Genomic DNA, 25,901 nt, shown 5'->3' on the forward strand with positions numbered 1-25,901 from the left:
TTGCCAAAAATAGTAAGCCTGCTTACTTTACGCGCAAACGCGACGGCAGGCAGGCTTTACTGAAAAAATTGTCTATTTTTGGGCACTTGCCTGACGTCAGTCCACCAGTTGCTGGATAAGCGGACTCCCTTCGCGGATAAACACCGGGATGGTTTCCAGCGCCGCAGGCACCCGGATATGCTCCCCACCGGCGTAGCGCTCACCGTTGAGGGCGATCCAGCTATTGCCCGTCGGCAGCCAGACATCGCGCTCACGCTGACCGGCCTGCATAACCGGCGCCACCAGAAGATCTTCACCAAACAGATACTGATCTTCACACGCCCAGCTCTGCTTATCCTTCGGATAGTGCCAGAACAGCGGACGCATGAGCGGGTCTCCGTGCAGATGCGCCTGCTGGTACAGCGCGTCAATATATGGGCGCAGGGTTTCGCGCACGGTAAGCCAGTGCTGCATGATGGCGTAATTCTCTTCTCCGTAACTCCACAGCTCATTAGGCGAACCGCTGTTACACTGAGGAATGCCGTCACGGTAGCGCTCCGGGGGCTGGATCTGCGGTTCGCGATAGCCGTGCATGCGCAGAACCGGTGTAAACACCGCCCACTGGAACCAACGGATCAGCAATTCATGGAATGCCGGGTCGTTAACGTTCCCTCCCTGGAAGCCGCCGATATCGGTCGTCCACCATGGGATCCCCGCCAGCCCCATATTCAGTCCTGCGGCGAGTTGATTGCGAAAAGCATGGAACGAGGAGTGGACATCACCCGACCACGCCAGCACGCCGAAGCGTTGGCTGCCAGCCCAGGCGCAGCGTACCAGGTTAACAATGTCGGTTTCGCCGTTTGCCTGGAGCCCATCGTAAAAGCCCTGCGCAAAGTCACGCGGGTAGCGATTGCCCACTTCCAGTACCGGACCGGCGTGGTAGCGATAGTTGTCAAAATCATAGGCGCGGTATTCCGGCTCCGCTTCGTCCAGCCAGAACAGCTTAATGCCCATGTCGTAGTAATTTTTCTTCACCGTATCCCAGACGAATTTCCGCGCCTCAGGATGGGTCGCATCAAAGAAGGTGGTATTGCCCATAAAATCGAGGTTGACCTGCACGCCGCGCTCACTGCTGACAAGCCAGCCTTTGGCTTTCATCAGCGGGTAGAGGGGGCTGCGCGCCTCTACCGTTGGCCACACCGACACCATCAGCGCAATACCCATTTCGCGCAGCTCGTCGACCATGCCTTCAGGATCGGGCCAGTCTACGGGGTCGAAGCACCAGGTGCCCTGATTCGGCCAGTGGAAAAAGTCGATGACCATCACCGACAGCGGCAGATTACGGCGGCGATACTCCCGCGCAACCTCCAGCACCTCCTGCTGGGTGCGGTATCGCAATTTGCACTGCCACAGCCCGCTGATAAACGCCGGGGCGGGGGGCGGAGTACCGGTGGCTTTCACATACTGGCGGGTGATATCCGCCACCGTGTCAGCGGCGGTGATCCAGTAGTCCATCTCTCCTGTGACGCGGGCGCGCCATTCCGTCTGATTTTTTGCAAAGCTGGCTTCACCAATCGCCGGGTTGTTCCACAGCAGGCCATAGCCAAGGCTGGACTGCATAAAGGGCACGCTGGCCTGGGAGTTGCGCTGAGCCAGCTCCAGCGTACAGCCTTTCAGATCCAGCCACGGCTGTTGATACTGACCCATGCCATAGATGCGTTCATCCGGACGCGATTCAAACCGGACGGTGAGCTGATATTTGCCGCCCATCAGCGGTTTAAATTCGCGGCCATCCAGCTTCAGAGCGCTGACATATTTATCCTGACTCTTCTCGCTGGCACCGATACCCACCGTTGAACGCTGGCGCCACATCTCCTCCAGCAGCAGTTCGCCGCGCTGATTGTAGAAGGCCAGCTGACCTTTAAGGTTCAGGGTCGCGGTAATATTGCCGTTGCGCAGCGTCAGGCTTTCCGCTTCGGCGACAATCTCGGCCTTGCTAGGGGCGGCGGGTAACAGTGCCTGTAAGGCGTCATCAAATGCCGGGGAGCAGGTGGCCCTGACGCGAAGACTGTTTTCTCCCCAGGGTTCGATGCGCAGGATCTGGCGTTCAAAACGCCATTCGATACAGTTGGAATGTTGAATCAGCTCACTCATGGATAATGCGTCCTTCTAAACAGGATGTTTGGCGAGATGGATGGATTGCATTGTGCTGTCGTCGAGCTTGTACCAGCGCAGCGTGGCAAACGCGCAGAGCGACAAGATGCCAGGTACGACGGTGAAGAGGGCGATGATGCAGTACATGGCCGTGGTAGTTTGTTCCGGGGCATTGGCAACATAGCCGCTTAAGCCCAGCGTCCAGCCAACAATCGCGCCGCTGATCGCCATCCCCAGCTTGAGTACGGCGAGGAAGGTGGAGAAGATCACGCCGTCCATGCGTTTGCCCTGTTTCCATTCGCCGTAATCGGCGACATCCGCCATCATCACCCACATTAGCGTGGTGGTGGCCTGGTAAAGGGTGGAGACGATAAACGTCATGGGCACCAGAATAAGCACCGACTTAGGCGCAAAGAACAGGGCGATGCTGAGTACCCCCGCCAGTACGGAACAATATCCAAACATCTGCACTTTGCTGACGTTCTGCGTCAGACGTTTGGCCAGCGCGCTGCCTGCGGCTTTCCCGAGAATATGCGCCCCGAGCATCCACATAAAATAGCTTGCGCTACCGAGATAATAAGTGACGAAATACATCATTGCGCCAAGGCGAATAACGCCAAAACCAATATTGGTTAATACCAGGACGGCGACAACGCGCCATTGGTCGTTTCGTAATAAATCCCGCAGTTCCGCAAGATAATTATTGTGGGTGGCGGGAGCCTTAATACGTTCACGCGTATTCGCGAAGCAGATCCAGAACATGATGACCGCGACGGTCGCCATAATGGCCATCGCCCAGCGGTAGCCCAGTAATTTATCGTCGCCGCCTAAAAACTCTGCCAGCGGCATCATAAAGAATGTCGACAACGCGCCACCCAGCGTGGCAAGGAAAAAGCGATAAGACTGAAGGGAAATTCGCGCATCGTTGTCGGGCGTAATTACCGCGCCCATGGAGCAATAGGGAATATTGATTGCGGTATACATCAGCATCATCAGGGTATAGCTGACGGTGGCGAAAATCATTTTACCGTGCAGGTCGAGCGACGCCGGCACGGCGTAGGTCAGCAGACAGCTTGCGCCAAAGGGCAGCGCCAGCCACAGCATCCAGGGGCGGAATTTTCCCCAGCGGGTACGCGTCCTGTCTGCGATATAGCCCATCGCCGGATCAATTATGGCATCGGCGGTTCTCGCCAGAAGAAACATAGTGCCCACGAATGCGGCAGGTAACCCCACCACGTCCGTATAGTAAAACGTCAGAAAAATAATGACGTTATCCAGCCCAATATGGCTCGCCATATCGCCTAACCCATAACTGATTTTTTCTTTACGGGTAATTATCTCGGTCATTGTATTCACCTTGCCAGTGTAAGGTTTATTTATGAAGTGCTCCGTAAACAAGGTTAACCATCATGAAAAGGTTAACAATTGCGAGATCTGGCATCGGGGTTACGTAAATTTCTTTTCGTGATACCGGTAACAAATAAAGTATTTAAACAGTGACTTTATACGGGGGAGGGGAGTTAACAGCGAATCGTTTCAGCGAAAAATTGTCATTTCGCGGACGCGTCATTGTCATTTGACTGTCATTATGCGGGAGTAAAAAAAAAGGAAATGGGCAAGGCAGAGGGCATCATGAACGATCCTATGTTTGTCGAAACGCTGATTATCTCCTCATCGTTTTTTATCATCGCGATTATTTTGATTGCTTCCGTGCTGCTGCTGGAAAACGGCTGACCGTTAGCCAGCCTCTGTATTTATTGTTTACGGAACGACACCAGTTCAGGACGGGCGATACGCAGATAGTCCTGGGTATCCATAATCACCGATTTTTCCAGCAGACCGGCGTTAAAGGCGATCTCGTCAAAGCGCTCAAACAGCAACGGATCGGCGACAAGCGTCAGATCCGGGTGAAAGCTGAAGGGGGGAATGGCGCCGAAAACGCAGCCGGTAAGCGCATCCACTTCGGCCGGACTGGCGAGAGATGCCTTAAGCCCTCCGAAATGGCTGGCCAGCAGGCTCAGATCGGCCTGCCGATCGGCGGCGAGGATTGCCAGAATATGTTTCTTAACGCCGTTGCCTTTTACCTTACAGACCAGCGCTTTTGCACCCTGGCGGAGATCGGTCCCGCGAATTTCACTGACCGCTTCGCATTTCCCTACGGCCTCATGCGCCACCACACGAAAGTGCGCCTCCTGCTCGGTTAATAAGCTGATTAGCTGCTGATGGGTTGTCGTCCCGATCACGTCATCAGACATAACGATTTCACCTGTGATTAGCCAATACGTAGCTTGCTACATTAGCACGGGAGGGAGAGGGCTGAAAGAAAACAGCCAGCGGGAGCGCTGGCTGTTGATTCATGCGTTGCTGGTGGAAGACTGTTTCTGGAACAGTTCCCGGAAGACCGGATAGATGTCATCCTGGTCACGAATATGCTGCATCGCAAAGTTATCAAACATCGCTTGCAGATGCTCATACTCGCGCCACAGCGTCTGGTGGGCGCGACGGGTAATTTCAATGTAACTGTAGTAGCGCACCACCGGCAGGATCTTCTTCGCCAGAATTTCATGACACAGGGGCGAGTCATCCGCCCAGTTATCGCCATCCGATGCCTGGGCGGCGTAGATGTTCCACTGCGCCGGGTCGTAGCGCTCCTTCACCACCTCATCCATCAGCTTCAGGGCGCTCGACACGATGGTGCCACCGGTCTCCTGCGAGTAGAAAAACTCATGCTCATCCACCTCTTTCGCCTGAGTGTGATGACGGATGTAGACCACCTCCACGTTCTTATACGTTCTGCTCAGGAACAGATAGAGCAGAATATAAAAACGCTTAGCCATATCCTTGGTGGCCTGATCCATTGAACCTGACACGTCCATCAGGCAGAACATCACCGCCTGGCTGGAAGGCTCCGGACGTTTTTCGTAGTTCTTGTAGCGCAGGTCGAACGTGTCGATAAACGGTACCCGGTCGATCTTCGCCCGCAGTTCGGCGATCTCTTTTCGCAGGCGCTCCTCTTCCAGTAGTTGCGCCGGTTCGGTGTTTTCCACCACTTTCAGGCTGGTTTCCAGCTCGCGCAGTTCGCGCCGTTTGCCTGCCGTCATCGCCGTGCGTCGCGCCAGCGAGTTTTGCAGTGAACGCACCACGCTGATGTTGGCGGGCACCCCGTTTGCGGTATAACCCGCGCGATGGGTTTTGTATTCGTTGAGCTGACGGTGCTGATTCTTTCTCAGATTCGGCAGGGCCAGATCCTCAAACAGCAGGTCGAGATATTCGTCTTTTGAAATCTGAAAGACGAACTCATCCTGGCCTTCACCGTCCTGGCTGGCCTGTCCCTGACCGCTGCCAGAACCGCCGCCTCCGCCTTGTGGCCGCTCGATTCTGTCATTCTGGACGAAGTGGTCATTACCTGGGTGCACGCGATGGCGAAGACCGCCACGCCCCTGATGAAACATCGGTTCGCTGATGTCATCGTTGGGAATGGAGACGGATTCGCCGCTGTCGACGTCGGTCACCGAGCGTTTGTTGATGGCCTCGGAGATCGACTGTTTAATTTGCGCTTTATAACGGCGCAAGAAGCGCTGGCGATTCACCGTGCTCTTGTTTTTGCCGTTAAGACGCCGGTCAATAAACCAGGTCATATATCCCCCGTACTGCATTTGCCAACTTGCAGCGTCCGTAAGTGCCGGACATTTTGTTGGCCCGGTAAGCGCGTTACCGGGCACTTGTTTTAAGACGATTTACGCACGCGCAGATACCATTCACAAAGCAGGCGGACCTGTTTGCGCGTATAGCCTTTTTCCATCATACGGTCGACAAAATCGTCGTGCTTTTTCTGCTCGTCGGTTGAGGTTTTGGCGTTGAACGAGATAACCGGCAACAGCTCTTCCGTGTTAGAGAACATTTTCTTCTCTATAACCGTGCGCAGTTTTTCGTAGCTGGTCCAGTTTGGATTACGGCCGTTGTTATGCGCTCTGGCGCGCAGCACGAAGTTCACAATCTCGTTTCGGAAGTCTTTCGGGTTGCTGATCCCGGCCGGTTTCTCAATTTTTTCCAGCTCTGCGTTCAGGGATTCACGGTCAAACAGCTGGCCGGTATCCGGGTCGCGGTACTCCTGATCCTGGATCCAGAAGTCAGCGTAGGTGACGTACCGATCGAAAATGTTCTGGCCGTATTCGGAATAGGATTCCAGGTAGGCGGTCTGGATCTCTTTGCCGATAAACTCGGCGTATTTCGGGATCAGGTAGCCTTTCAGGAACTCCAGGTAGCGTTCAGCCTGCTCCTGTGGGAACTGTTCACGTTCAATTTGCTGTTCCAGCACATAGAACAGATGAACCGGGTTGGCGGCCACCTCCGCGTGGTCGAAGTTAAAGACGCGGGAGAGGATCTTAAACGCGAAACGCGTCGACAAACCGTTCATCCCTTCGTCGACCCCGGCGTAATCGCGGTATTCCTGGTACGATTTGGCTTTCGGGTCGGTATCCTTCAGGCTTTCGCCGTCATACACGCGCATTTTGGAGTAAATGCTGGAGTTTTCCGGCTCTTTCAGGCGCGACAGAATCGAGAAGCGCGACAGCGTTTCCAGCGTTCCCGGTGCGCAAGGGGCATGGACCAGCTCACTGTGGTTGAGCAGTTTTTCGTAAATCTTGATCTCCTCGGAGATCCGCAGGCAATAAGGCACTTTGACGATGTACACACGGTCAAGGAACGCCTCATTGTTTTTGTTGTTACGGAAGGTCACCCATTCAGATTCGTTCGAGTGGGCGAGGATAATCCCGTTAAACGGCAGGGCGGAAATACCTTCCGTCCCGTTGTAGTTCCCCTCCTGGGTGGCGGTCAGCAGCGGATGCAGCACTTTGATCGGTGCTTTAAACATCTCGACAAATTCCATAATCCCCTGGTTGGCGCGGCATAGCGCTCCGGAATAGCCGTAGGCATCCGGGTCGTTTTGCGCGTGATGTTCCAGCTTACGGATATCGACTTTACCCACCAGCGCCGAGATGTCCTGGTTGTTTTCGTCACCGGGTTCAGTTTTAGCAATGGCGATCTGCTCGAGGATAGACGGCCACACTTTCACGACGCGGAATTTGGTGATGTCCCCACCAAACTCGTGCAGGCGTTTTGCCGCCCACGGCGACATGATCGTACCGAGATAGCGATGCGGAATGCCAAACTCTTTTTCCAGAATTTGCGCATCCTCTTGCGGATTAAACAGGCACAGCGGATGGTCATTGACCGGGCTGCGCTCGCCGTTGGCGCTCAGCACATAGATCGGCACGCGCTGCATCAGCGCTTTCAGCCGTTCAGCCAGGGAGGATTTACCCCCGCCGACGGGACCCAGCAGGTAAAGGATCTGTTTCTTCTCTTCCAGCCCCTGAGCGGCATGCTTCAGGTAGGAGACGATCTGCTCAATGGCATCTTCCATACCATAGAACTCTTCAAACGCCGGGTATCGGGCGACTACCCGATTTGAAAAAAGACGGGAAAGCCGTGGCTCCAGGGCAGTATCAACCATGTTTGGCTCACCGATAGCCATCAATAGCCGTTCTGCCGCATTGGCATAGGCACTGCGATCTTGCCGACAAATGGTAAGAAACTCCTGCAGTGTGAACTCTTCGTCCTTGGCAGCTTCATAGCGCTGGCGATAGTGATCGAATATATTCATGGCATGCCGTCCTTTCGTTTTTTAGCACAGGATAAGAGCCGTTCGTATGAGTAGTGGAGGCTCCCGGAAGAGAATCTTTCGCACCTCACTGCCAGAGCAGCAACCTGTGTGCCAGGTCGAAGGCTATGAACCGCAGGGTGTTCAGCAAAACCTCTTCTTAAATTAAAGCGTAGATGGCAATTGCAAAACTTGCATACGGATAAAATCTACTTTCAATGACATATCAATAACTCATCCAAAAATTTCCACTGCGGTTATAAGCGAAAAGGGGGTTTTTCATTTATCGGTCACATAAATGAAAGCGGGATGTCATCTGAAAAATGAAAAATAACGGGTTAATCAAATGGATTCGCGCGCAAAAAATTTTGGGATGTACGGGAATGGCGGTTACACTTCACCCGCTGATTATTTGACTACAGGAAAGAATGGATTGTGACCAAACTCAAACTTCTGGCATTGGGCATCCTTGCCGCGACCGCAGCGAGCACCGTACAGGCTGAGAGCCAGTGGACTGTTGGCGCGGGTGCTGGCGTGATCAACAGCCCGTACAAGCAGTATGACCGCGACGTTTATCCTGTCCCCGTTGTCACCTATGAAGGCGATAACTTCTGGTTCCGTGGATTGGGCGGCGGCTACTATCTGTGGAACGATACGGCCGATAAGCTCTCCATCATGGCCTATTACGACCCAACGTACTTTAAACCAGGCGACAGCGACAGCAATGCGCTTCGTCAGCTGGACAAGCGCAGAAGCTCACTGATGGCCGGGCTTTCTTACGTCCATAATACCGAGTATGGCTTCCTGCGCACGGCGCTGGCGGGCGATACCCTGGACAACAGCAATGGCTTTATCTGGGATCTGGCGTGGCTTTATCGCTATACCAATGGCGCGGTGACCCTGACGCCGGGTATCGGTGTGCAGTACAGCAGCGAGAATTACAATGACTACTACTATGGCGTGTCTAAGGCTGAGTCTCGCCGCAGTGGTCTGAAGAGCTACAGCGCTGATGATGGCTGGGATCCGTACCTGGAACTCACCGCCTCGTATAACTTCCTCGGCGACTGGAACGTGTACGGTACTGGCCGTTATACCCGTCTGAGCGACGAAGTGAAGGACAGCCCGATGGTCGACAAGTCCTGGTCCGGCATCTTCTCCGTGGGTGTGACCTACAAGTTCTGACCAGAACGTGATGTATTAAAACGGGGCGCTTGCGCCCCGTTTGTTTTTTATGGTGCCTGATAAATATTAGCGCTTCACAATCTTGATCGTCTGGCCTAAGCGGGACGGTTTTTCTTCGCTGGTTTTCTGCGGGGCGGTCACGCACGCGGTTTCCACACACACGAAGGTCTTGTAACCGTCATCCGGGATATCTGCCATGCTGACGGAAAGGGCAGGGCCCGGGTTCCAGCCCACCACGTTGCTATGGTGGTGGTGAACCACGTCAATGCCGCGGTTCAACGCGCTGTCGTGGATGACGCTACAGGCTTCCGGGTGCAGATACACGCGGTCGGTACGGTCCGGGAAGCTCTGAACGCCGTCGTCCAGCCTGCCTTCTTTCGCGTTGTCCACTTTGTCGATAAAGGTATCGCCAAGTCCGCTCACCTTAACGGCCTGAATGTCGCCTACGTTGAAATAGGTGTGCAGGGCGGACGTTGTTTCGAATTCGCCGTGCGCTTCCAGTTCAATCTCGCAGGTTTTACCCAGCTTGAAGCGGGCATAGAGGGTGAATTCATGTGGCCACAGGGCGCGCGTTTCATCATTTGCCTGAAGTTCAAAGGTCAACACCGCGCCGTTATCATCTTCGTTGTGGGCTTTCAGCGTCCACTGCTGGTTACGGGCGAAACCGTGAGACGGCAATCCCTGCTGCGCTGACGGACCAAACCATGGCCAGCAGATCGGTACGCCGCCACGGATCGCCGCCCCTTTTTTGAACGAGGTGGCCTCGCTCAGCCACAGGCCTTCTTCTTCGCCTTCTGGTTTCCAGGAGAGCAGGTGGGCGCCATTGAGCGCTACGGAGGCTTTAACGCGCGGATGATCGACGACGATGATATCGGCGCCGTCAATCTGACGGCGGGAGAGCACAGGGGTAAGTTGTTCGACTACCGGAAGTGCAAAAATTTTATTAATCATTAAGCAATCCTCTGTCTAAAAACAATAAAAAAGGCGACCGAAGTCGCCTTTTAGGATCAAGCACTCATCTCAACTTATTTGGAGATGTGAGCGATCAGGTCCAGTACTTTGTTAGAGTAGCCAGTTTCGTTGTCGTACCAGGAAACCAGTTTCACGAAGTTGTCGTTCAGTGCGATACCTGCTTTAGCATCGAACACGGAAGTGCACACTTCGCCGTTGAAATCGGTAGATACAACGTCGTCTTCGGTGTAACCCAGAACGCCTTTCATTGGGCCTTCGGAAGCAGCTTTGATTGCTTTCTTAATTTCTTCGTAAGAAGCAGCTTTTTCCAGACGAACGGTCAGGTCAACAACGGATACGTTAGGAGTTGGAACGCGGAACGCCATACCAGTCAGTTTGCCATTCAGTTCTGGCAGTACTTTACCTACTGCTTTAGCAGCACCGGTAGAAGATGGGATGATGTTCTGAGCCGCGCCACGGCCGCCGCGCCAGTCTTTGTGAGACGGGCCATCAACGGTTTTCTGAGTAGCGGTGGTAGCGTGAACGGTAGTCATCAGACCTTCGATGATGCCGAAGTTGTCGTTGATAACTTTAGCCAGCGGTGCCAGGCAGTTGGTGGTGCAGGATGCGTTGGAAACGATGTCCTGGCCAGCGTAAGTTTCGAAGTTTGCACCGCGAACGAACATTGGGGTGTTGTCTTTGGAAGGACCAGTCAGAACAACTTTCTTCGCACCCGCAGTGATGTGTTTACGTGCAGTTTCGTCGGTCAGGAAGATACCGGTAGCTTCAGCTACAACGTCAACACCGATTTCGTTCCATTTCAGGTTAGCTGGGTCTTTCTCAGCAGTAACGCGGATGGTTTTGCCGTTAACAACCAGGTGGCCGTCTTTCACTTCAACGGTGCCGTCGAAACGACCGTGAGTTGAGTCGTACTTCAGCATGTACGCCATGTATTCAGCGTCCAGGAGATCGTTGATACCAACGATTTCGATGTCAGAACGTTTCTGAGCAGCACGGAAAACAATACGGCCGATACGGCCAAAACCGTTGATACCTACTTTGATAGTCATATATTCCACCAGCTATTTGTTAGTGAATAAAAGGTTGCCTGTAAAATTACAAAAACCTTACGCAGCGTCAAGCGGAATCGTGTCAATCATTGCGACAAATCAATCCTGTGACTAACGTTTGTGCGACTGACTCGCCTCACTTTCCCTTTGAGCTAGCAACCACATGGGGGCTGCGCCCGGAATTTTAAAGGCCTCGCAGGATTAAAATGTGAAATTGATCACAATTGCCTGACCGCCTTTTCGCGACACATAAGTTTAGATCAAAAGTGCACGCGCGGGTGTTAATGTTTTGTTAGAATCTGGGTTAAAAGATGTCTGTTTCAACAGCGAGATGTAAGCATATGTCGAACCAACATAACCCCGACGATTTGAAAAAAAACCTTACAGAGATGCAGTTTTACGTAACGCAAAATCACGGCACGGAACCGCCGTTTACCGGGCGTTTGCTGCACAATAAACGGGAAGGCGTCTACCACTGCCTGGTGTGTGATGCACCGCTGTTTAACTCCCAGACTAAGTACGATTCTGGCTGCGGCTGGCCAAGCTTTTACGAGCCTGTCAGCGATGATGCGATCCGCTATCTGACGGACTCCTCGCACGGCATGGTGCGCACCGAAATTCGTTGTGGGAATTGCGACGCCCATCTCGGGCATGTCTTCCCGGATGGCCCGCAGCCGACGGGGGAGCGTTTCTGCGTAAATTCGGCTTCGATGAGCTTTACCGATGACGAAAACGGCGACCAGACCAAGGGTTGAAAAAACGATTCAGCAAATTATTCCTTTGAAAGGGAGAGATCGTGAATATTGATGACATGATTGCAGGCATGACCCCGGAGGTTTATCAGCGCCTGGTGACGGCCGTTGAGCTGGGAAAATGGCCGGACGGTGTGGCGCTCACACCTGAGCAAAAAGAGAACAGCTTGCAGCTGGTGATGCTGTGGCAGGCGCGTCACAATACCAACGCCCAGCACATGACCATCGACACTAACGGTCAGATGGTGATGAAAAGTAAGCGCGAACTGAAAGAAGACTTCGGCATCACGCCGAAGCCGATTGCAACTTTCAAATAAAGCTCCCATGTAGGCCGGGTAAGGCGAAGCCGCCACCCGGCACACTACACCTTAGTGCGGGATCCCAAGCGACTCCGCCAGCTGCTTCGCTAACTGGTTGTTGTCATCCGCGCCATACTCCCAGAACATCGCCCCGGCGAGACCTTTCTCCTTGATGTAATCTGCTTTTATCGCCACGGAACGCGGGTTCTCATAGGAGATCGCAAACAGCGCCTTCCCGTCGGCGGATTTTACCGACAGCCACGGCACCTTCGCCTGTTCGTCCCAGTGCTCGGTAAAGCGGTTCTGCGGATCGTTTAGCAGTTTGCGGACGATATCGTTGTATTTCACGTAGGTATCTTTGGTCAGGTCATAGCCAAGCGATTTGAACAGGCCCAGTTCCTGCGGCCCGAAGTAGGGCTGGGTGACAGGATTGTTTTGCGCGTCCGGTTTACTCCAGTCGATACCCGGTTCAACGGCGCGCTTCGGTACACGACCGTAAAAACCGATTCCGAGGTTCATTTGCTGCGGCTTTAGGCCGGCGGCCAGATAGTTATTCACCACAAAATCAACGCTGTATTTGTCTGCGGCAGCCACCGTTGGCCAGGCGCTGGAGTCATACAGATTCGCGTTAAAATACTGCGTCCCGTACGCCATGTCGTAGGTCATCAGGTTGATGTAATCGAGCAGGGGGGCAATGGCCTTCACATCCACCCAGCTTTTCGGACTTTCTGCATTTGCGCCCACCGCAATCGTGACCAGTTTTTTCTTACCAAACGCGTCACGCATCTCTTTTAACAGCGCGGTGAAATTATCCCTGTCGGCTGGGGTGCTCTCGACCAGTCCCCACGCGCCGTTGACCGGGAACTCCCAGTCGAGATCGATCCCGTCCAGGCCGTATTGACTGACGATCTGCTGCGCGGAGCGGATAAACACCGCGCGGCTCTCTTTGGTAGCCGCTGCGCCAGAAAAACCACGTGCGCCCCAGCCGCCAACGGAAAGCAGCACTTTTAAATTCGGGTTTTGTTTACGAAGCCGAGGAAGTAACGCCAGGTCGGATGCCACCTTGGGTGATAACCAGATTTGATGCAGTTTTGCCGGATCTTTCAGTGCAGGGTTGGTTTCGTCTTTCTCGTTGTTATAGACCAGACCAAACGAGTAGTTGAGGTGTGTGATCTGACGGACATCGAGTTTATTGATATCGCCACCCGGTCCGGCGGTAACATCGCCACCGCCATTGAAGTAGCCCACGGACATCAGGGGCGCGGCGGAAGCCAGTGACGCGCAAAGCAAGGGTAATGCTGCCAGCAAGGGCAAACGTTTCATATAAGTTCCTCTTTGACTGAATAAAAATAACCACGCCACAGAAAAGGCGTGGCGAAAAAACAGCCTGAAGAGAATACCATCGCCGCTTCGCTTGTGATGCGAGGGAGTTCACTTTATGGGAGATCGGGGAGGGGGTTTTGCCGGGTGGCGCTGATGCTTACCCGGCCTACAAAACCAGAGAAAGTAGGCCGGGTAAGGCGAAGCCGCCACACGGCTAAAAAAGCTTACGCCTGCGTCTCCATCCAGTCAGCCAGCGTATACAGCGTTGCGCCTTCTGCGGCCATATCCATAAACGCCTGGGCGCTGTCATGCGGCTGAATATTCACCCCGCGACAGCCGTCGGTAATGACATTCACGGTATAGCCCAGCTGGAGCGCATCCAGCACGGTGAACTTCACGCAGTAATCCGTCGCCAGGCCCAGCACAATCAGCTCGGTGATCTCATGATGGCGTAACCATGCGTCCAGCGCCGTCTTCTGGCGGTGACCGTTATCGAAGAATGCGCTGTAGCTGTCGATGGTTGGGTTTTCACCTTTGTGGAACACCGCGTCGATGGCTTTCTGGTTCAGCAGCGGATGCAGCTCAGCGCCTTCCGTCTGCTGCACGCAGTGATCGGGCCAGAAGGTTTGCGCCAGTCCGTCCAGTTCGCCCTGGCTGTAAGGCTCAACGTTGTGCTGGCTGGCAAAGCTGCCGTGGTTTGCCGGATGCCAGTCCTGACTCGCCACCACCGCTTCATCACGAGCCTTACACCACTCAATCAGCGAATTCGCGACGTCGACGGTGCTGTCGCCTTCCGCGACGGCCAGCGCACCGCCCGCACAGAAATCATTTTGCAAATCGACCAGTAACAGGGCGCGTTGCTTCATGGGAACTCCTTATTCGTCCGGCGTCAGTTCACCGCGCAGGTTTTGCATCATGGCGCGGCGAATGGAATCAATATCCAGATCCTGACTCAATAAATAGTGAAGTTTAGTCAGCGTTGCCTCAACGGTCATATCGAAACCACTGATCACGCCAGCGTGCGCCAGGGCGTTGCCGGTGGCGTAGCCGCCCATATTGACCTTACCGGACATACACTGAGTGAGGTTCACCACCACAATCCCGCGATCGCTCGCCTCCTGAAGCTCTTTCAGGAACTCACCGTTCTGCGGGGCGTTACCCACACCATAGGAGCGCAGGATCAGCGCCTTCACCGGCTGGCGCAGGAAGTTGCGCACCACGTCGGCGGAAATACCCGGATAAATCGTCACCACGCCAATCGGCTGCGGGGTGATCGGGTGAACGATCAGCTCGCCTGCAGTATTTGGCGCGGGCGGCGTGCCCAGACGACGGATATGGATCCCCGCTTCCAGCAGCGGTTGCAGGTTAGGTGAGGCAAACGCGTCAAAGCCGTCAGCGTGCGCTTTAGTGGTACGGTTCCCGCGGTACAGTCGGTTGTTGAAGAACAGCGTTACCTCGTTGATCGGGTAATTAGCGGCCACGTACAGGGAGTTAAGCAGGTTGATCTGCCCGTCTGAACGCAGTTCCGCCAGCGGGATCTGCGAACCGGTCACGATGACGGGCTTGCCCAGGTTCTCCAGCATGAAGGAGAGCGCCGAGGCGGTGAACGCCATGGTGTCGGTACCGTGCAGGATCACGAAGCCGTCGTACTGGTCGTAATGGGCTTTAATATCGTCCGCAATATGCTGCCAGTCTTCCGGCGTCATGTCGGAGGAGTCCATCAGCGGCTCATATTCGTGGATGGTAAAGTCCGGCATTTCCGGACGGTGGAATTCAGGCATCAGCGCCAGCTGGCGCTGCAAGTGGCCAGAAACCGGAATATAGCCATTTTCTGAGCGCTGCATACCGATGGTACCGCCGGTATAGGCGACATATATTGATTTCTTCTGCATGGTAATGAGTTCTTGTTCTTCAAAAGAAAAAATCCCCTCTTAACGGGAAGAGGGGACGGTTTTTAACGCACGTTCGCACAGGTCAGGCAAAACGCGTAACGGCTTTGCGGATCGTTGAAAGTCGCGAGCTTATCGCTCTCCGCTTTCATGGCTTTAGCCGCCGTCGCCACCGGCGCCGGCAGATACGCCTGAAGCGCTTCCGGCAGCATGGCGCGGACGGAGCCGGACATGCTGTCCATGACCATATCGAAGAACGTCGGTTCGTCCTGATAATAGTCAACGTGCCACTGCTTGAGCTTCGCCAGTTCCGCCGCTTTCTTCACGGCATCGTCGAAGTCACCCAGGCTGTCTACCAGACCGTTGCTCTTCGCATCCTGGCCGGTCCAGACGTGGCCCTGCGCGATCTGGTCAATCTGGTCTGGCGTCTTTTTACGGGAATCCGCCACCAGCGTGATGAAGCGCTTATAGCCACTCTCAATGCTGAGCTGCATCATCTCGGACACCTCAGGCGGCAGAGATTTAGTCACGGACACATCCGCCAGCGGCGAGGTGGAAACGCCGTCGGTATGAACGCCGAGATAATCCAGGCTGTTCTCTACGGTGTTGATCACGCCGAAGATGCCAATCGAGCCGGTCAGCGTGCTTGGGTTAGCCACAATGTAGTTGGCTGGCGTCGAGATCCAGTACCCCCCTGAAGCCGCCATGCCCCCCATCGAGACCACGACCGGCTTGCCCGCGGCACGCGCGGCGGCCAGCTCAGCACGGATCACCTCGGAGGCGCTGACGCTGCCGCCAGGGCTGTTCACCCGCAGGACAATCGCCTTCACTTTCGGATCCAGACGCGCATCGCGGATCTGCGACGCGGTGGTGTCCCCGCCGACGTTCCCCGGCGTTTCTTCACCGTCCATAATGGCCCCGTTAGCAAACACCACGGCGATGCTGTCACCGCTGTCATCCGGCTTTTTCGCGGCGTAGTCATACATGCTGATGGCGCTGTAGTTCTTGTCCTCTTTACTCCAGCCGAACTGTTTGGTCAGCGCTTTTTCGATATCAGCGCTGGAACCCAGCCGATCGACCAGTTTGTTATCAAGCGCGTATTTCGCTGTATCGCCGTCCACTTTGCGCAGGCCCTCCAGCACACCGCGCGCGCCTGGGAAGACCTGCTCAGCGGTCATTTGACGGTTAGCGGCAATGGTGCCGAGATAGTTCTGCCACAGCTCGCCAATCCAGCGGCTGTCCGCTTCACGGGCGGCAGGGGACATATCATCACGGATAAACGGCTCCACGGCAGATTTATAGGTCCCGACGCGGAAGACGTGGGTAGTGACCTTCAGCTTGTCGAGCAGCGATTTGTAGTACAGACCATTTGTGGCGAAGCCATGCAGATCGACCGTGCCCTGCGGAGAGAGCCAGATTTTGTTAGTAAAGCTCGCCAGATAATATTGCCCCTGGGTGTAGCTGTCGCCGACGGCAATGACCGGTTTACCGCTGTCGCGGAATTCCCGCAGCGCTTTCCCGATGTACTGCATCGAAGGCTGATCGGCTCCGGCAAAATCTTTCAGATCCAGCACGATACCGGTAATGTTGCGATCGTCTTTGGCCTGACGGATCGTGTCGACGATATCAAACAGGGAGTTTTCCTGCAGGCGGTCTGAAGTCGCGCCGAACAGCTGGCGGCCAATCACGCCCAGACGATTGCTGGTCGATGGCTTATCAACAATCACCCCGGTGATATCGAGGAGCAGTGCGCCGCGCGTCGAATTCTGCGCCTGGCTGGCGCTGCTGAGATGCATCCAGATACCTGCGCATACCAGGACCAGGAAGATGAAGAAGATATTCATCACCAGGTTGCGGACGAAGTTGAGCAGTCGCCACGTCCATTTAAAGAAACCGGCAAAGATTCGCCAAAGGGTTCGCATGTATTCTCCCTAACCAGAAAAGGACTGTTTCCGTCGCCACAGGACGGTAATGTGCGGTTATCGTAATGACCCAACCGCCACTTGTCAGCAGGAATCGCCTGCCACGCTGTAACAAATTCTGCTGTCGTGTTAATTTTGTGAGTAAATTTCACGAAAGGAGTTAACCAATGGACGCACTTGAACTGCTTGTTAACCGTCGTAGCGCTTCCCGCCTGGCCGACCCGGCCCCCGTCGGCGAGCAGCTGGAAAACATTCTGCGTGCCGGAATGCGTGCGCCGGACCATGGCACATTGCAGCCGTGGCACTTCTTTATTATTGAAGGCGAAGGGCGCGACCGCTTCAGCCAGCTGCTGGAGCAGGGGGCGGTTGCCGCAGGCCAGGATGAGAAGGGGATTGATAAAGCCCGCAACGCGCCGTTCCGTGCGCCGATGATCATCGCGGTAGTCGCAAAATGCCAGGCCGACCATAAAGTGCCGGTCTGGGAGCAGGAGATGTCTGCCGGTTGCGCGGTAATGGCAATGCAGATGGCCGCCGTCGCGCAGGGCTTTAACGGCATCTGGCGTACCGGGCCGCTGACCGAGAGCGCCGCCGTGCGGGAAGGCTTCTCCTGCGGTGAACACGATAAAATTGTCGGCTTCCTCTATCTCGGCACCCCGCAGCTTAAAGCCTCCAGCACCATTAGCGTGCCGGACACCACGCCTTTCGTCAGCCGTTTTTAATTACACGCGCTAAACTGTCTGGATTCTGAGCATCCGCCGCAGAATTCAGATAGTCATACTTACCTCTTTATGGAATGAGCGCTACCATAGCGCGATTGAGATGACAGGAGACGTCCATGAGCGAGCAAACCATTCGTTTAACGCAATACAGCCACGGAGCCGGTTGCGGTTGTAAAATTTCCCCGAAAGTGCTGGAGACCATCCTGCACAGTGAACAGGCGAAGTTTGTCGACCCGAACCTGCTTGTCGGTAACGAAACGCGTGACGATGCAGCGGTTTATGACTTAGGTAACGGCACCAGCATTATCAGCACCACTGACTTCTTTATGCCGATTGTCGACAACCCGTTCGACTTCGGACGCATTGCGGCCACCAACGCCATCAGCGATATCTTCGCGATGGGCGGTAAGCCGATTATGGCGATCGCCATTCTGGGCTGGCCGATTAACACCCTCCCGCCGGAGATTGCCCGCGACGTGATCGAAGGCGGACGCTTTGCCTGCCAGCAGGCGGGTATTGCCCTGGCCGGTGGTCACTCTATCGATGCGCCGGAGCCGATCTTCGGCCTGGCCGTCACCGGCGTGGTGCCGACCGAGCGCGTGAAGCGCAACAGCACGGCGCAACCGGGCTGCAAACTGTTCCTCACCAAGCCGCTGGGCATTGGCGTACTCACTACAGCCGAGAAAAAATCCCTGCTGAAGCCCGAGCATATCGGTCTGGCAACGGAAGTAATGTGCCAGATGAACCTTGCCGGTGCGGCATTCGCCAGTATCGATGGCGTGAAGGCCATGACCGACGTGACCGGCTTTGGTCTGCTGGGACACCTCTCTGAAGTCTGTCAGGGCGCGGGCGTGCAGGCACAGGTCTGGTATCAGGATGTGCCGAAGCTGCCGGGCGTGGAAGAGTACATTGCTCAGGGCGCCGTTCCGGGCGGGACGCAGCGCAACTTCGCCAGCTACGGCCATTTAATGGGCGAAATGCCGGAAGCGTGGCGCAATCTGCTGTGCGATCCGCAAACCTCCGGCGGCCTGCTGCTGGCGGTGACGCCGGAAGCAGAAGCTGACGTTCAGGCAACGGCGGCCGAGTTTGGCATCACCCTGACGGCCATTGGCGAGCTGGTGACCGCCCGCGGTGGCCGCCCGATGATTGAGATCCGTTAATTCGATGCGGTTGTTTATTGCCGAAAAGCCGAGTCTGGCGCGAGCCATCGCCGACGTGCTGCCCAAGCCGCATCGCAAAGGTGATGGCTTTATCGAATGCGGTAACGGGCAGGTGGTCACCTGGTGTATCGGTCACCTGCTTGAACAGGCGCAGCCGGATGTCTACGACAGCCGCTACGCCCGCTGGAACCTCAACGATCTGCCAATTGTGCCGGAAAAGTGGCGTCTGCAACCGCGTCCTTCCGTCACCAAACAGCTCAACGTCATTAAGCGTTTCCTGCATGAGGCGACGGAAGTGGTCCACGCGGGTGACCCGGACAGGGAAGGGCAACTGCTTGTCGACGAAGTGCTCGACTACCTGGAGTTGGCACCGGAAAAGCGCCAGCAGGTGCAGCGCTGTTTAATTAACGACCTCAACCCGCAGGCGGTGGAGCGCGCGATTTCGCGCCTGCGCGCCAACAGCGAATTTATTCCCCTGTGTGTCTCCGCGCTGGCGCGTGCTCGCGCGGACTGGCTGTACGGGATCAACATGACCCGCGCCTACACCATCCTGGGACGCAATGCGGGCTATCAGGGCGTACTCTCTGTTGGGCGTGTTCAAACCCCGGTGCTGGGGCTGGTGGTGCGTCGCGACGAAGAGATCGAAAATTTCGTCGCCAAAGACTTCTTCGAAGTCAAAGCGCATATCGTCACGCCGAAAGACGAACGCTTTACCGCCGTCTGGCAGCCGAGCGATGCCTGTGAGTCATATCAGGACGAAGAGGGGCGGCTGCTACATCCTCCGCTGGCGGAGCACGTGGTTAACCGCATTACCGGCCAGCCCGCGATCGTTACCAGCTATAACGACAAACGGGAATCAGAGCCCGCACCGCTGCCGTTCTCCCTTTCGGCGTTGCAGATCGAGGCCGCGAAAAAGTTTGGCCTGAGCGCGCAGAACGTGCTCGATATCTGCCAGAAGCTCTATGAAACCCACAAGCTGATCACCTATCCGCGTTCGGACAGCCGCTATCTGCCGGAGGAACACTTCGCCGGACGCCACTCGGTGATGAATGCCATTGGTGTCCATGCGCCGGATCTGTTGCCGCAACCGGCGGTAAACCCGGATACCCATAACCGCTGCTGGGACGATAAAAAAGTCGATGCCCACCACGCGATAATCCCGACGGCGCGCACCAGCAACGTCAACCTGACCGACAACGAAGCAAAGGTCTATAACCTGATCGCGCGTCAGTATCTGATGCAGTTCTGCCCGGACGCGGTTTTCCGCAAGTGCGTTATTGAGCTGGAAATTGCCAAAGGCAAATTTATCGCCAAAGCGCGTTTCCTCGCGGAAGCGGGCTGGCGCACGCTGCTCGGCAACAAAGAGCGTGACGAAGAGAACGACGGCACGCCGCTGCCGGTCGTAGCCAAAGGCGATGAACTGCTGTGCGAAAAAGGCGAAGTGGTTGAACGTCAGACCCAGCCGCCGCGCCACTTCACCGATGCGACGCTGCTTTCGGCCATGACCGGGATCGCCCGTTTTGTGCAGGATAAAGATCTGAAGAAGATCCTCCGCGCCACCGACGGTCTGGGTACGGAAGCAACCCGCGCGGGGATTATCGAGTTGCTGTTTAAGCGTGGTTTTCTCGAGAAAAAAGGGCGCTATATCCATTCGACAGAGCCGGGCCGGGCGCTGATTCACTCCTTGCCAGAGCTGGCCGCCAGACCGGACATGACCGCGCACTGGGAGTCGGTGCTGACGCAGATCAGCGAAAAGCAGTGCCGTTACCAGGACTTTATGCAGCCGCTGGTGGGGACGCTTTATCAGTTGATTGATCAGGCGCGCAGCACGCCAGTGAAGCGATTCCGGGGGATGGTTGCCCCGGGTGGCGGGGCGAAGAAACCGTTCAAAAAGAAAAAAAGCGCAGCCAAAAATACCACCGCTTAAACCGTAGGCCGGGTAAGGCGAAGCCGCCACCCGGCAAAAAGCAGCTCTGCGGCCTGAAAAAAGCCCGGTGGCGCTAACGCTTACCGGGCCTGCAAGGGCGAGAATGCAGCGAAACTAAATCACACCCTGCCCGATCATCGCATCGGCCACCTTCACGAACCCGGCGATGTTGGCGCCGCGCACGTAGTTGGTCTGTGAAGCCTCACCGCCATACTCCACGCAGGCATGGTGAATATCAAGCATAATGTGGTGCAGACGGGCATCCACTTTCTCCGCCTTCCAGCCCATTCTCGCGGCGTTTTGTGCCATTTCCAGACCGGATGTTGCCACCCCGCCCGCGTTCGCCGCCTTGCCTGGCGCAAAGAGTACGCCTGCGTCCAGGAACAGATCGGTCGCTTCAATGGTGGTGGGCATATTTGCCCCTTCCGCTACCGCCTTCACGCCATTGCTAATCAGCGTCCGGGCGGCATCCACGTCCAGCTCGTTTTGCGTCGCGCACGGCAGGGCGATATCCACCGGCACACCCCACGGCTGTTTACCTTCCAGATAGGTCAGGCCAAACTCTCGGGCATAATCCGCCACGCGGCCGTCACGGCTGGCTTTGATTTCGCACAGACGCGCCAGTTTTTCTGCTGTGAAGCCAGCTTCATCCACCACGGTGCCGCTGGAGTCGGAGGCGGTCACTACGCGCGCGCCAAACTCCATCGCTTTCTCGATAGCGTACTGCGCCACGTTGCCGGAGCCGGAGACCGCCACGCGCATCCCCTCGAAGCTCAGCCCGTGACGCTTAAGCATCGCTTCAGTGAAATAGACCAGACCGTAACCCGTCGCTTCCGGACGAATCAGGCTGCCGCCAAACGACAGACCTTTGCCGGTAAAGACGCAGGCGCTGTTGTTGGAGAGCTTTTTCATCATCCCGGCCATAAAGCCCACTTCACGCCCCCCCACGCCGATATCCCCGGCAGGAACGTCGGTGTCCGGCCCAAGGTGGCGATAGAGCTCAGTGACCAGCGCCTGGCAGAAGCGCATCACTTCGCCTTCGCTCTTGCCTTTCGGATCGAAATCACTCCCGCCTTTACCGCCGCCCATCGGCAGGGTAGTGAGCGCATTTTTAAAGGTCTGCTCGAAGCCGAGGAATTTCAGAATCGACAGGTTCACCGAGGGATGGAAGCGCATCCCGCCCTTAAACGGCCCAATGGCGGAGTTAAACTGCACGCGCCACGCGCGGTTGACCTGTACCTGATTGCGATCGTCCACCCACGCCACGCGGAACTGGATGACGCGCTCCGGCTCCACCAGACGTTCAAGCAGCGCCATCTGGCGGTAGCGCGGATTTTCCTCAAGGAAGGGCCACAGGGTGGTCATGACTTCACGAACGGCCTGGGCAAACTCGCTTTGGTGCGGGTCGCGCTGCTGTACATGGGCAAGAAAGCTTTCCAGAGAGCGTGTCTGATCCATAGATATAAGAACCTCTTATAATAATTTATGCGTGTGGCGGAGATGTTTTGTGTCGTTTTTTTGACTATACCACCCGCACCGCTTTGAGAGGCAAGCAGAAATTTAGGCCGAAAGGGAAATTATTGACAAGCCGCGCGTCATAACCAAAAGCGATGACGAGATAAATTAAAGATCCCGTCAGGATCTACCGTTATAGATATAAACGATGCAAAGGAAATTAAGTCTATGAACCGTTTCGCAATGGCCGCGTTATGTTTGATGGTGTCCGCCGGGGCACAGGCTGATCGCATTCGCCCGGATGTCGAAGTTAACGTGCCGCCAGAGGTTTTTAGCGCTGGCGGCCAGCGTGCGCAGCCGTGTAATCAGTGCTGTATCTATCAGGATCAAAACTATTCCGAAGGCGCAGTGGTCAGGGCGGATGGCGTGCTGTTGCAGTGCCAGCGTGATGAACGCACCCTCAGTACAAACCCGCTGGTCTGGCGTCGCGTAAAAGAATAAACGCTTCCAGGAGCGGTATATCCGCCGGGGCTAAATCATACGTGAACGCGTCTTCTGGCGTGCACCACACCAGCGCCGAGTGGTAGTGCGCCTTCAGCTCGCCGCTAAATTCCGGCACGTGCCAGGCGTGGAGGTGGATCAGCCGCTGCGACACTTCCCGCTGGTGGCTTGCCACATACCGCGCGGGCACGGCTTCAATGCCGAGCTCTTCGCGTAGTTCGCGGATCAGCGCTTCCTGCTGGGTCTCACCGGCTTCAACCTTTCCGCCCGCAAATTCCCACATTCCTGGCTGATCGGCATGTTCGGGACGCTGCGCCAGCAAGATCTTGCCCTCTTTTTCGAGGATGGCCGCAACAACATCGAGTGTTTTCAGCATGTTCGTCAATAATTAATAGCGAAAAACGACATATTATCGTGCCCTGCCAAAGAGTCCAGTCATCAGGAGAATCAGGTGAAAGAGACAGCCGCCTGGGTTGCGCCCATGGAAACCCTTCCCGTCAGCCTCAAGCCCATTGCTGCCATGCAGAAAAAACACTTCGGCGCGGTGCTGAACCCCACGCGCTGGTGGGGGCGTATGCCGCGTCTTTTCTGGCTGGTAGCGCTATTTGTCGGCTATCTGGAGCGGCGCAAGGCGCGTTTGACGCCGGTTCTGCGTTCGTTACTAATGACGCGGGTCTCGCAGATCTGCCACTGCGCATTTTGTATTGATGCCAACAGCCTGCGTCTGGCCGAGCGGAGCGGGGCGCTGGATAAAGTGCAGGCCGTCAACGACTGGCAAAATTCCACCCTGTTCAGCGAAGAGGAGCGCGCGGCGCTGGCCTATGCGGAAGCGGTCACCGCCACGCCGCCTCAGGTGGATGAAAATATCAAAAACCAGCTGAAGCGCCACTTTAGCGAAGAGACTATCACCGAAATGACGGCTCTGATTGCCTTTCAGAACCTTTCCGCCCGCTTTAACGCCGCGCTGGATATCCCGGCTCAGGGCCTGTGTGCCACGTTTAAAGGTAAACCGCATGCTGGATAAACATCTGCATCCACGGCTGAAGCCCGGGTTAAATCAGCTGGCCGCCGCGCTGGATAAACCGTTTATTACGCCTGATGGGTTAACGCTCGCCGGGTTTGCGATTGGCGTACTGGCGTTACCGTTTCTGGCGCTGGGCTGGTATCTGCCAGCGCTGGTCGCCATTGTGCTGAACCGGCTGCTGGATGGTCTGGACGGTGCGCTGGCGCGTCGCCGTGGCCTGACGGACGCGGGAGGATTTCTTGATATCGCCCTCGACTTCCTGTTTTACGCGCTGGTACCGTTTGGCTTCGCGCTGGCCGCTCCGGCTGACAATGCGATCGCCGCCGCCTGGCTGCTGTTCGCGTTTATGGGGACGGGCAGCAGTTTCCTGGCCTTTGCCGCGCTGGCGGGGAAGCATAATATCGACAACCCCGGCTACGCGCACAAGTCGCTTTATTACATTGGAGGATTAACGGAAGGAACGGAGACCATCGCGCTGTTTGTGCTGTGCTGCCTGTTTCCGGCACACTTCACGCTGTTCGCCTGGGCGTTTGGCGCGTTGTGCTGGCTGACCACCACAACGCGCATCTGGAGCGGTTACGTGACGCTGAAGTCACTCCCCCGCTAGCGTGCGCTCTCCGGTCCACGCTCCCCGGTGGAGACCGGGTTCTTCGGATAACTGCTCCATTCGTACCAGCCGCCGTCGTAGACGGCAACGTTTTGCCAGCCCATGGCGCGGGCGTATATGAAGGCTTCAGACGCGCGCCAGCCGGTACCACAGTAGAACGCAACGTGCTGCTCCGGCAGGATATTCCACGTCTTCCACATGGCGGCGATGTCATCGGCGCTGCGCATGGTGCCATCCGGATTGTGGAAATCTTCCATGTGGGTCGCGTCGCTACCCGCATGGCCCCAGCGCGCACCGGCAATGTCACCTTTTGGCTTGATATAGCTGTAGCCGCTGGTTTCACCGATAAACTCTGGCCAGGAACGAATGCTCACCAGGGATGTATCCTGACGGTGCAGCATTCCCCGGGCCTGTTCCATATCCACCATCAGCCGGGGCTGGCCCGGGATCGGCGCGCCAAAATCAGGGGCTGGCTTCACGTTCTCAGGCGTTCCGCGCTCAACGGGCAGGCTGGCGTCTGACCATGCCTTCCAGCCGCCGTCCAGAATTCGCACATCCTTCACGCCCGCGTAGAGCATGATCTGCGCCACGCGCGCGGCGGCATATACGTCGCGACCGTACAGAATGACGGTGGTATCGTGACGGATCCCGTGCTTCGCCAGCATCGCTTTCAACTTTTCGTCAGCGACCTTATTCCACAGCGGTTCGCTTTCCACTTCATTGGTGTCGATGTAGCCCGCGCCGGGAATGTGGCTCAGGAGATAAAGCTTCGGCGCACCCCAGCCAGCCTCGATCACCTTCCACTCTCCGGCTGGTGCGGCAGTAACGGGTTTGCCCTGCTGCAACAGGTGGATCCACTGCGGATAAACCAGCTGTTCAAAATGTGCCAGACGTTGCAAACGGTCGGATTGTTGCAGGGCATCGCTCAGGATGGAAACGTGGGTAAAACCCGCTTTTTCCAGCCGCGTTTTGACGGTCTGGTTGTCATCATCGTTGCCATAGAGCGCAACCGGCATGTCGGGCGTAATCCGATGCTGTTTTGCCCAGCCGCTGAGCTGTTCATCGCTCATTGCCCCAAGCCAGCCTGCAGAGAGATTAAGCGCGGCGGGTTCATGCCCGGACGTTCCGCGCAGCGTCTGCGGCCAGCCGTTATAGAACGCACTGACGCGCGTATCAATTACCGCGCCGTTTTGCGCCCGGAGCTGGTCCAGCGTGAGGGAGTGGGGCATATCAGCCGCCATGGAGGAGAGTGAGGCGAGGCCGCAGATCAGAGCCAGCGCGGTCAGTTGAGAAACACGTTTCATCGAAAAACCTGACGTCATTAAAAG

The 25,901-nt window shown here is 56.1% G+C and carries 24 protein-coding genes; 10 read left to right on the forward strand and 14 right to left on the reverse strand.

The features are described from left to right. Nucleotides 1–96 precede the first annotated feature (96 nt). Together ACNQ0T_RS08565 and ACNQ0T_RS08570 are read right to left on the reverse strand one after the other, a co-directional pair. Nucleotides 97–2,133 (reverse strand): TIM-barrel domain-containing protein, encoded by a 2,037-nt coding sequence (locus ACNQ0T_RS08565; RefSeq protein WP_199134275.1) that lies wholly within the window; start codon nt 2,131–2,133, stop codon nt 97–99. A 15-nt stretch (nt 2,134–2,148) separates the two neighbouring features. Then, nucleotides 2,149–3,480, reverse strand: a complete 1,332-nt coding sequence (locus tag ACNQ0T_RS08570; RefSeq protein ID WP_023305891.1) for a glycoside-pentoside-hexuronide (GPH):cation symporter — start codon at nt 3,478–3,480, stop codon at nt 2,149–2,151. Between the two features lie 285 nt (nt 3,481–3,765). Between ACNQ0T_RS08570 and yoaI the strand changes: the two genes are divergently transcribed. Continuing rightward, nucleotides 3,766–3,867: a small membrane protein YoaI gene (yoaI, locus tag ACNQ0T_RS08575; RefSeq protein WP_017384693.1), complete on the forward strand. Its 102-nt coding sequence runs from the start codon at nt 3,766–3,768 to the stop codon at nt 3,865–3,867. A gap of 20 nt (nt 3,868–3,887) precedes the next feature. Here the strand turns inward: yoaI and ACNQ0T_RS08580 are convergent, their stop codons facing one another. The 3 genes from ACNQ0T_RS08580 to yeaG form a co-directional block, all read right to left on the reverse strand. Beyond that, nucleotides 3,888–4,388, reverse strand: coding sequence for a YbaK/prolyl-tRNA synthetase associated domain-containing protein (locus ACNQ0T_RS08580; protein ID WP_022647787.1), 501 nt, complete (start codon nt 4,386–4,388; stop codon nt 3,888–3,890). Between the two features lie 99 nt (nt 4,389–4,487). After that, nucleotides 4,488–5,771: a YeaH/YhbH family protein gene (locus ACNQ0T_RS08585; RefSeq protein ID WP_017384692.1), complete on the reverse strand. Its 1,284-nt coding sequence runs from the start codon at nt 5,769–5,771 to the stop codon at nt 4,488–4,490. A gap of 89 nt (nt 5,772–5,860) precedes the next feature. Further along, nucleotides 5,861–7,795, reverse strand: a complete 1,935-nt coding sequence (gene yeaG / locus ACNQ0T_RS08590; RefSeq protein ID WP_006809140.1) for a protein kinase YeaG — start codon at nt 7,793–7,795, stop codon at nt 5,861–5,863. Nucleotides 7,796–8,227: 432 nt separating this feature from the next. Here yeaG and ACNQ0T_RS08595 point away from each other — a divergent pair, with 432 nt between their 5' ends. Further along, on the forward strand, nt 8,228–8,974 hold the full coding sequence (locus ACNQ0T_RS08595) for a MipA/OmpV family protein (RefSeq protein ID WP_032676322.1): 747 nt from the start codon (nt 8,228–8,230) through the stop codon (nt 8,972–8,974). A 66-nt stretch (nt 8,975–9,040) separates the two neighbouring features. On the opposite strand, the gene ACNQ0T_RS08600 is transcribed toward ACNQ0T_RS08595, so the two are convergent. Together ACNQ0T_RS08600 and gapA are read right to left on the reverse strand one after the other, a co-directional pair. Next, a complete protein-coding gene (locus tag ACNQ0T_RS08600; RefSeq protein WP_022647789.1) occupies nt 9,041–9,925 on the reverse strand; it encodes a D-hexose-6-phosphate mutarotase in 885 nt (294 codons plus the stop codon). Nucleotides 9,926–9,999: 74 nt separating this feature from the next. Then, nucleotides 10,000–10,995 carry a glyceraldehyde-3-phosphate dehydrogenase gene (gapA, locus tag ACNQ0T_RS08605; protein WP_006809136.1) on the reverse strand — a complete coding sequence of 332 codons (996 nt, stop codon included), beginning with the start codon at nt 10,993–10,995 and terminating at the stop codon, nt 10,000–10,002. Nucleotides 10,996–11,336: 341 nt separating this feature from the next. Between gapA and msrB the strand changes: the two genes are divergently transcribed. Next, a complete protein-coding gene (msrB, locus tag ACNQ0T_RS08610) occupies nt 11,337–11,750 on the forward strand; it encodes a peptide-methionine (R)-S-oxide reductase MsrB (RefSeq protein WP_022647790.1) in 414 nt (137 codons plus the stop codon). A gap of 41 nt (nt 11,751–11,791) precedes the next feature. After that, entirely contained in the window at nt 11,792–12,064 is a 273-nt protein-coding gene (locus tag ACNQ0T_RS08615; protein ID WP_022647791.1) for a YeaC family protein, read from the forward strand. A gap of 51 nt (nt 12,065–12,115) precedes the next feature. On the opposite strand, the gene ACNQ0T_RS08620 is transcribed toward ACNQ0T_RS08615, so the two are convergent. The 4 genes from ACNQ0T_RS08620 to sppA all read right to left on the reverse strand — a co-directional run bounded on the left by ACNQ0T_RS08620 (nt 12,116) and on the right by sppA (nt 17,180). Next, nucleotides 12,116–13,369 carry a glycoside hydrolase family 18 protein gene (locus tag ACNQ0T_RS08620; protein ID WP_193132072.1) on the reverse strand — a complete coding sequence of 418 codons (1,254 nt, stop codon included), beginning with the start codon at nt 13,367–13,369 and terminating at the stop codon, nt 12,116–12,118. A gap of 224 nt (nt 13,370–13,593) precedes the next feature. Further along, a complete protein-coding gene (gene pncA, locus ACNQ0T_RS08625) occupies nt 13,594–14,235 on the reverse strand; it encodes a bifunctional nicotinamidase/pyrazinamidase (protein ID WP_023305944.1) in 642 nt (213 codons plus the stop codon). 9 nt (nt 14,236–14,244) lie between these two features. Continuing rightward, nucleotides 14,245–15,261, reverse strand: coding sequence for an asparaginase (ansA, locus tag ACNQ0T_RS08630; protein WP_023305945.1), 1,017 nt, complete (start codon nt 15,259–15,261; stop codon nt 14,245–14,247). A 62-nt stretch (nt 15,262–15,323) separates the two neighbouring features. Further along, nucleotides 15,324–17,180, reverse strand: a complete 1,857-nt coding sequence (sppA, locus tag ACNQ0T_RS08635) for a signal peptide peptidase SppA (protein ID WP_417929888.1) — start codon at nt 17,178–17,180, stop codon at nt 15,324–15,326. Between the two features lie 167 nt (nt 17,181–17,347). Here sppA and ACNQ0T_RS08640 point away from each other — a divergent pair, with 167 nt between their 5' ends. The 3 genes from ACNQ0T_RS08640 to ACNQ0T_RS08650 all read left to right on the forward strand — a co-directional run bounded on the left by ACNQ0T_RS08640 (nt 17,348) and on the right by ACNQ0T_RS08650 (nt 20,986). Next, nucleotides 17,348–17,899 (forward strand): NAD(P)H nitroreductase, encoded by a 552-nt coding sequence (locus ACNQ0T_RS08640; RefSeq protein WP_045621414.1) that lies wholly within the window; start codon nt 17,348–17,350, stop codon nt 17,897–17,899. Between the two features lie 116 nt (nt 17,900–18,015). Then, nucleotides 18,016–19,059, forward strand: a complete 1,044-nt coding sequence (gene selD / locus ACNQ0T_RS08645) for a selenide, water dikinase SelD (protein WP_155024219.1) — start codon at nt 18,016–18,018, stop codon at nt 19,057–19,059. A 4-nt stretch (nt 19,060–19,063) separates the two neighbouring features. Beyond that, the gene (locus tag ACNQ0T_RS08650; protein ID WP_417929967.1) at nt 19,064–20,986 is read left to right on the forward strand and encodes a DNA topoisomerase III; all 1,923 of its coding nucleotides are present in this window, start codon (nt 19,064–19,066) and stop codon (nt 20,984–20,986) included. A 114-nt stretch (nt 20,987–21,100) separates the two neighbouring features. Here ACNQ0T_RS08650 and gdhA read toward each other — a convergent pair whose 3' ends face one another. Next, nucleotides 21,101–22,444, reverse strand: a complete 1,344-nt coding sequence (gdhA, locus tag ACNQ0T_RS08655) for an NADP-specific glutamate dehydrogenase (protein WP_022647798.1) — start codon at nt 22,442–22,444, stop codon at nt 21,101–21,103. 225 nt (nt 22,445–22,669) lie between these two features. Here gdhA and ACNQ0T_RS08660 point away from each other — a divergent pair, with 225 nt between their 5' ends. Further along, nucleotides 22,670–22,942, forward strand: coding sequence for a YnjH family protein (locus ACNQ0T_RS08660; RefSeq protein WP_022647799.1), 273 nt, complete (start codon nt 22,670–22,672; stop codon nt 22,940–22,942). Here ACNQ0T_RS08660 and ACNQ0T_RS08665 read toward each other — a convergent pair. Next, the gene (locus tag ACNQ0T_RS08665) at nt 22,902–23,318 is read right to left on the reverse strand and encodes a pyrimidine (deoxy)nucleoside triphosphate diphosphatase (RefSeq protein WP_022647800.1); all 417 of its coding nucleotides are present in this window, start codon (nt 23,316–23,318) and stop codon (nt 22,902–22,904) included. The two genes, ACNQ0T_RS08660 and ACNQ0T_RS08665, sit on opposite strands and share 41 nt — an antisense overlap. Before the next feature lie 75 nt (nt 23,319–23,393). Here ACNQ0T_RS08665 and ACNQ0T_RS08670 point away from each other — a divergent pair, with 75 nt between their 5' ends. After that, entirely contained in the window at nt 23,394–23,966 is a 573-nt protein-coding gene (locus tag ACNQ0T_RS08670; protein ID WP_023299893.1) for a carboxymuconolactone decarboxylase family protein, read from the forward strand. Continuing rightward, complete coding sequence (locus ACNQ0T_RS08675; RefSeq protein ID WP_023299894.1) at nt 23,956–24,573, forward strand: CDP-alcohol phosphatidyltransferase family protein; 618 nt, start codon at nt 23,956–23,958, stop codon at nt 24,571–24,573. Before ACNQ0T_RS08670 ends, ACNQ0T_RS08675 begins: the two co-directional genes overlap by 11 nt. Here ACNQ0T_RS08675 and ACNQ0T_RS08680 read toward each other — a convergent pair. Beyond that, nucleotides 24,570–25,877, reverse strand: coding sequence for a sulfurtransferase (locus tag ACNQ0T_RS08680; RefSeq protein WP_161177319.1), 1,308 nt, complete (start codon nt 25,875–25,877; stop codon nt 24,570–24,572). The two genes, ACNQ0T_RS08675 and ACNQ0T_RS08680, sit on opposite strands and share 4 nt — an antisense overlap. Nucleotides 25,878–25,901: the final 24 nt, after the last annotated feature.

The organism is Enterobacter cloacae complex sp.6700776, assembly GCF_048284255.1.
In the GTDB taxonomy this organism is placed as follows: domain Bacteria; phylum Pseudomonadota; class Gammaproteobacteria; order Enterobacterales; family Enterobacteriaceae; genus Enterobacter; species Enterobacter intestinihominis.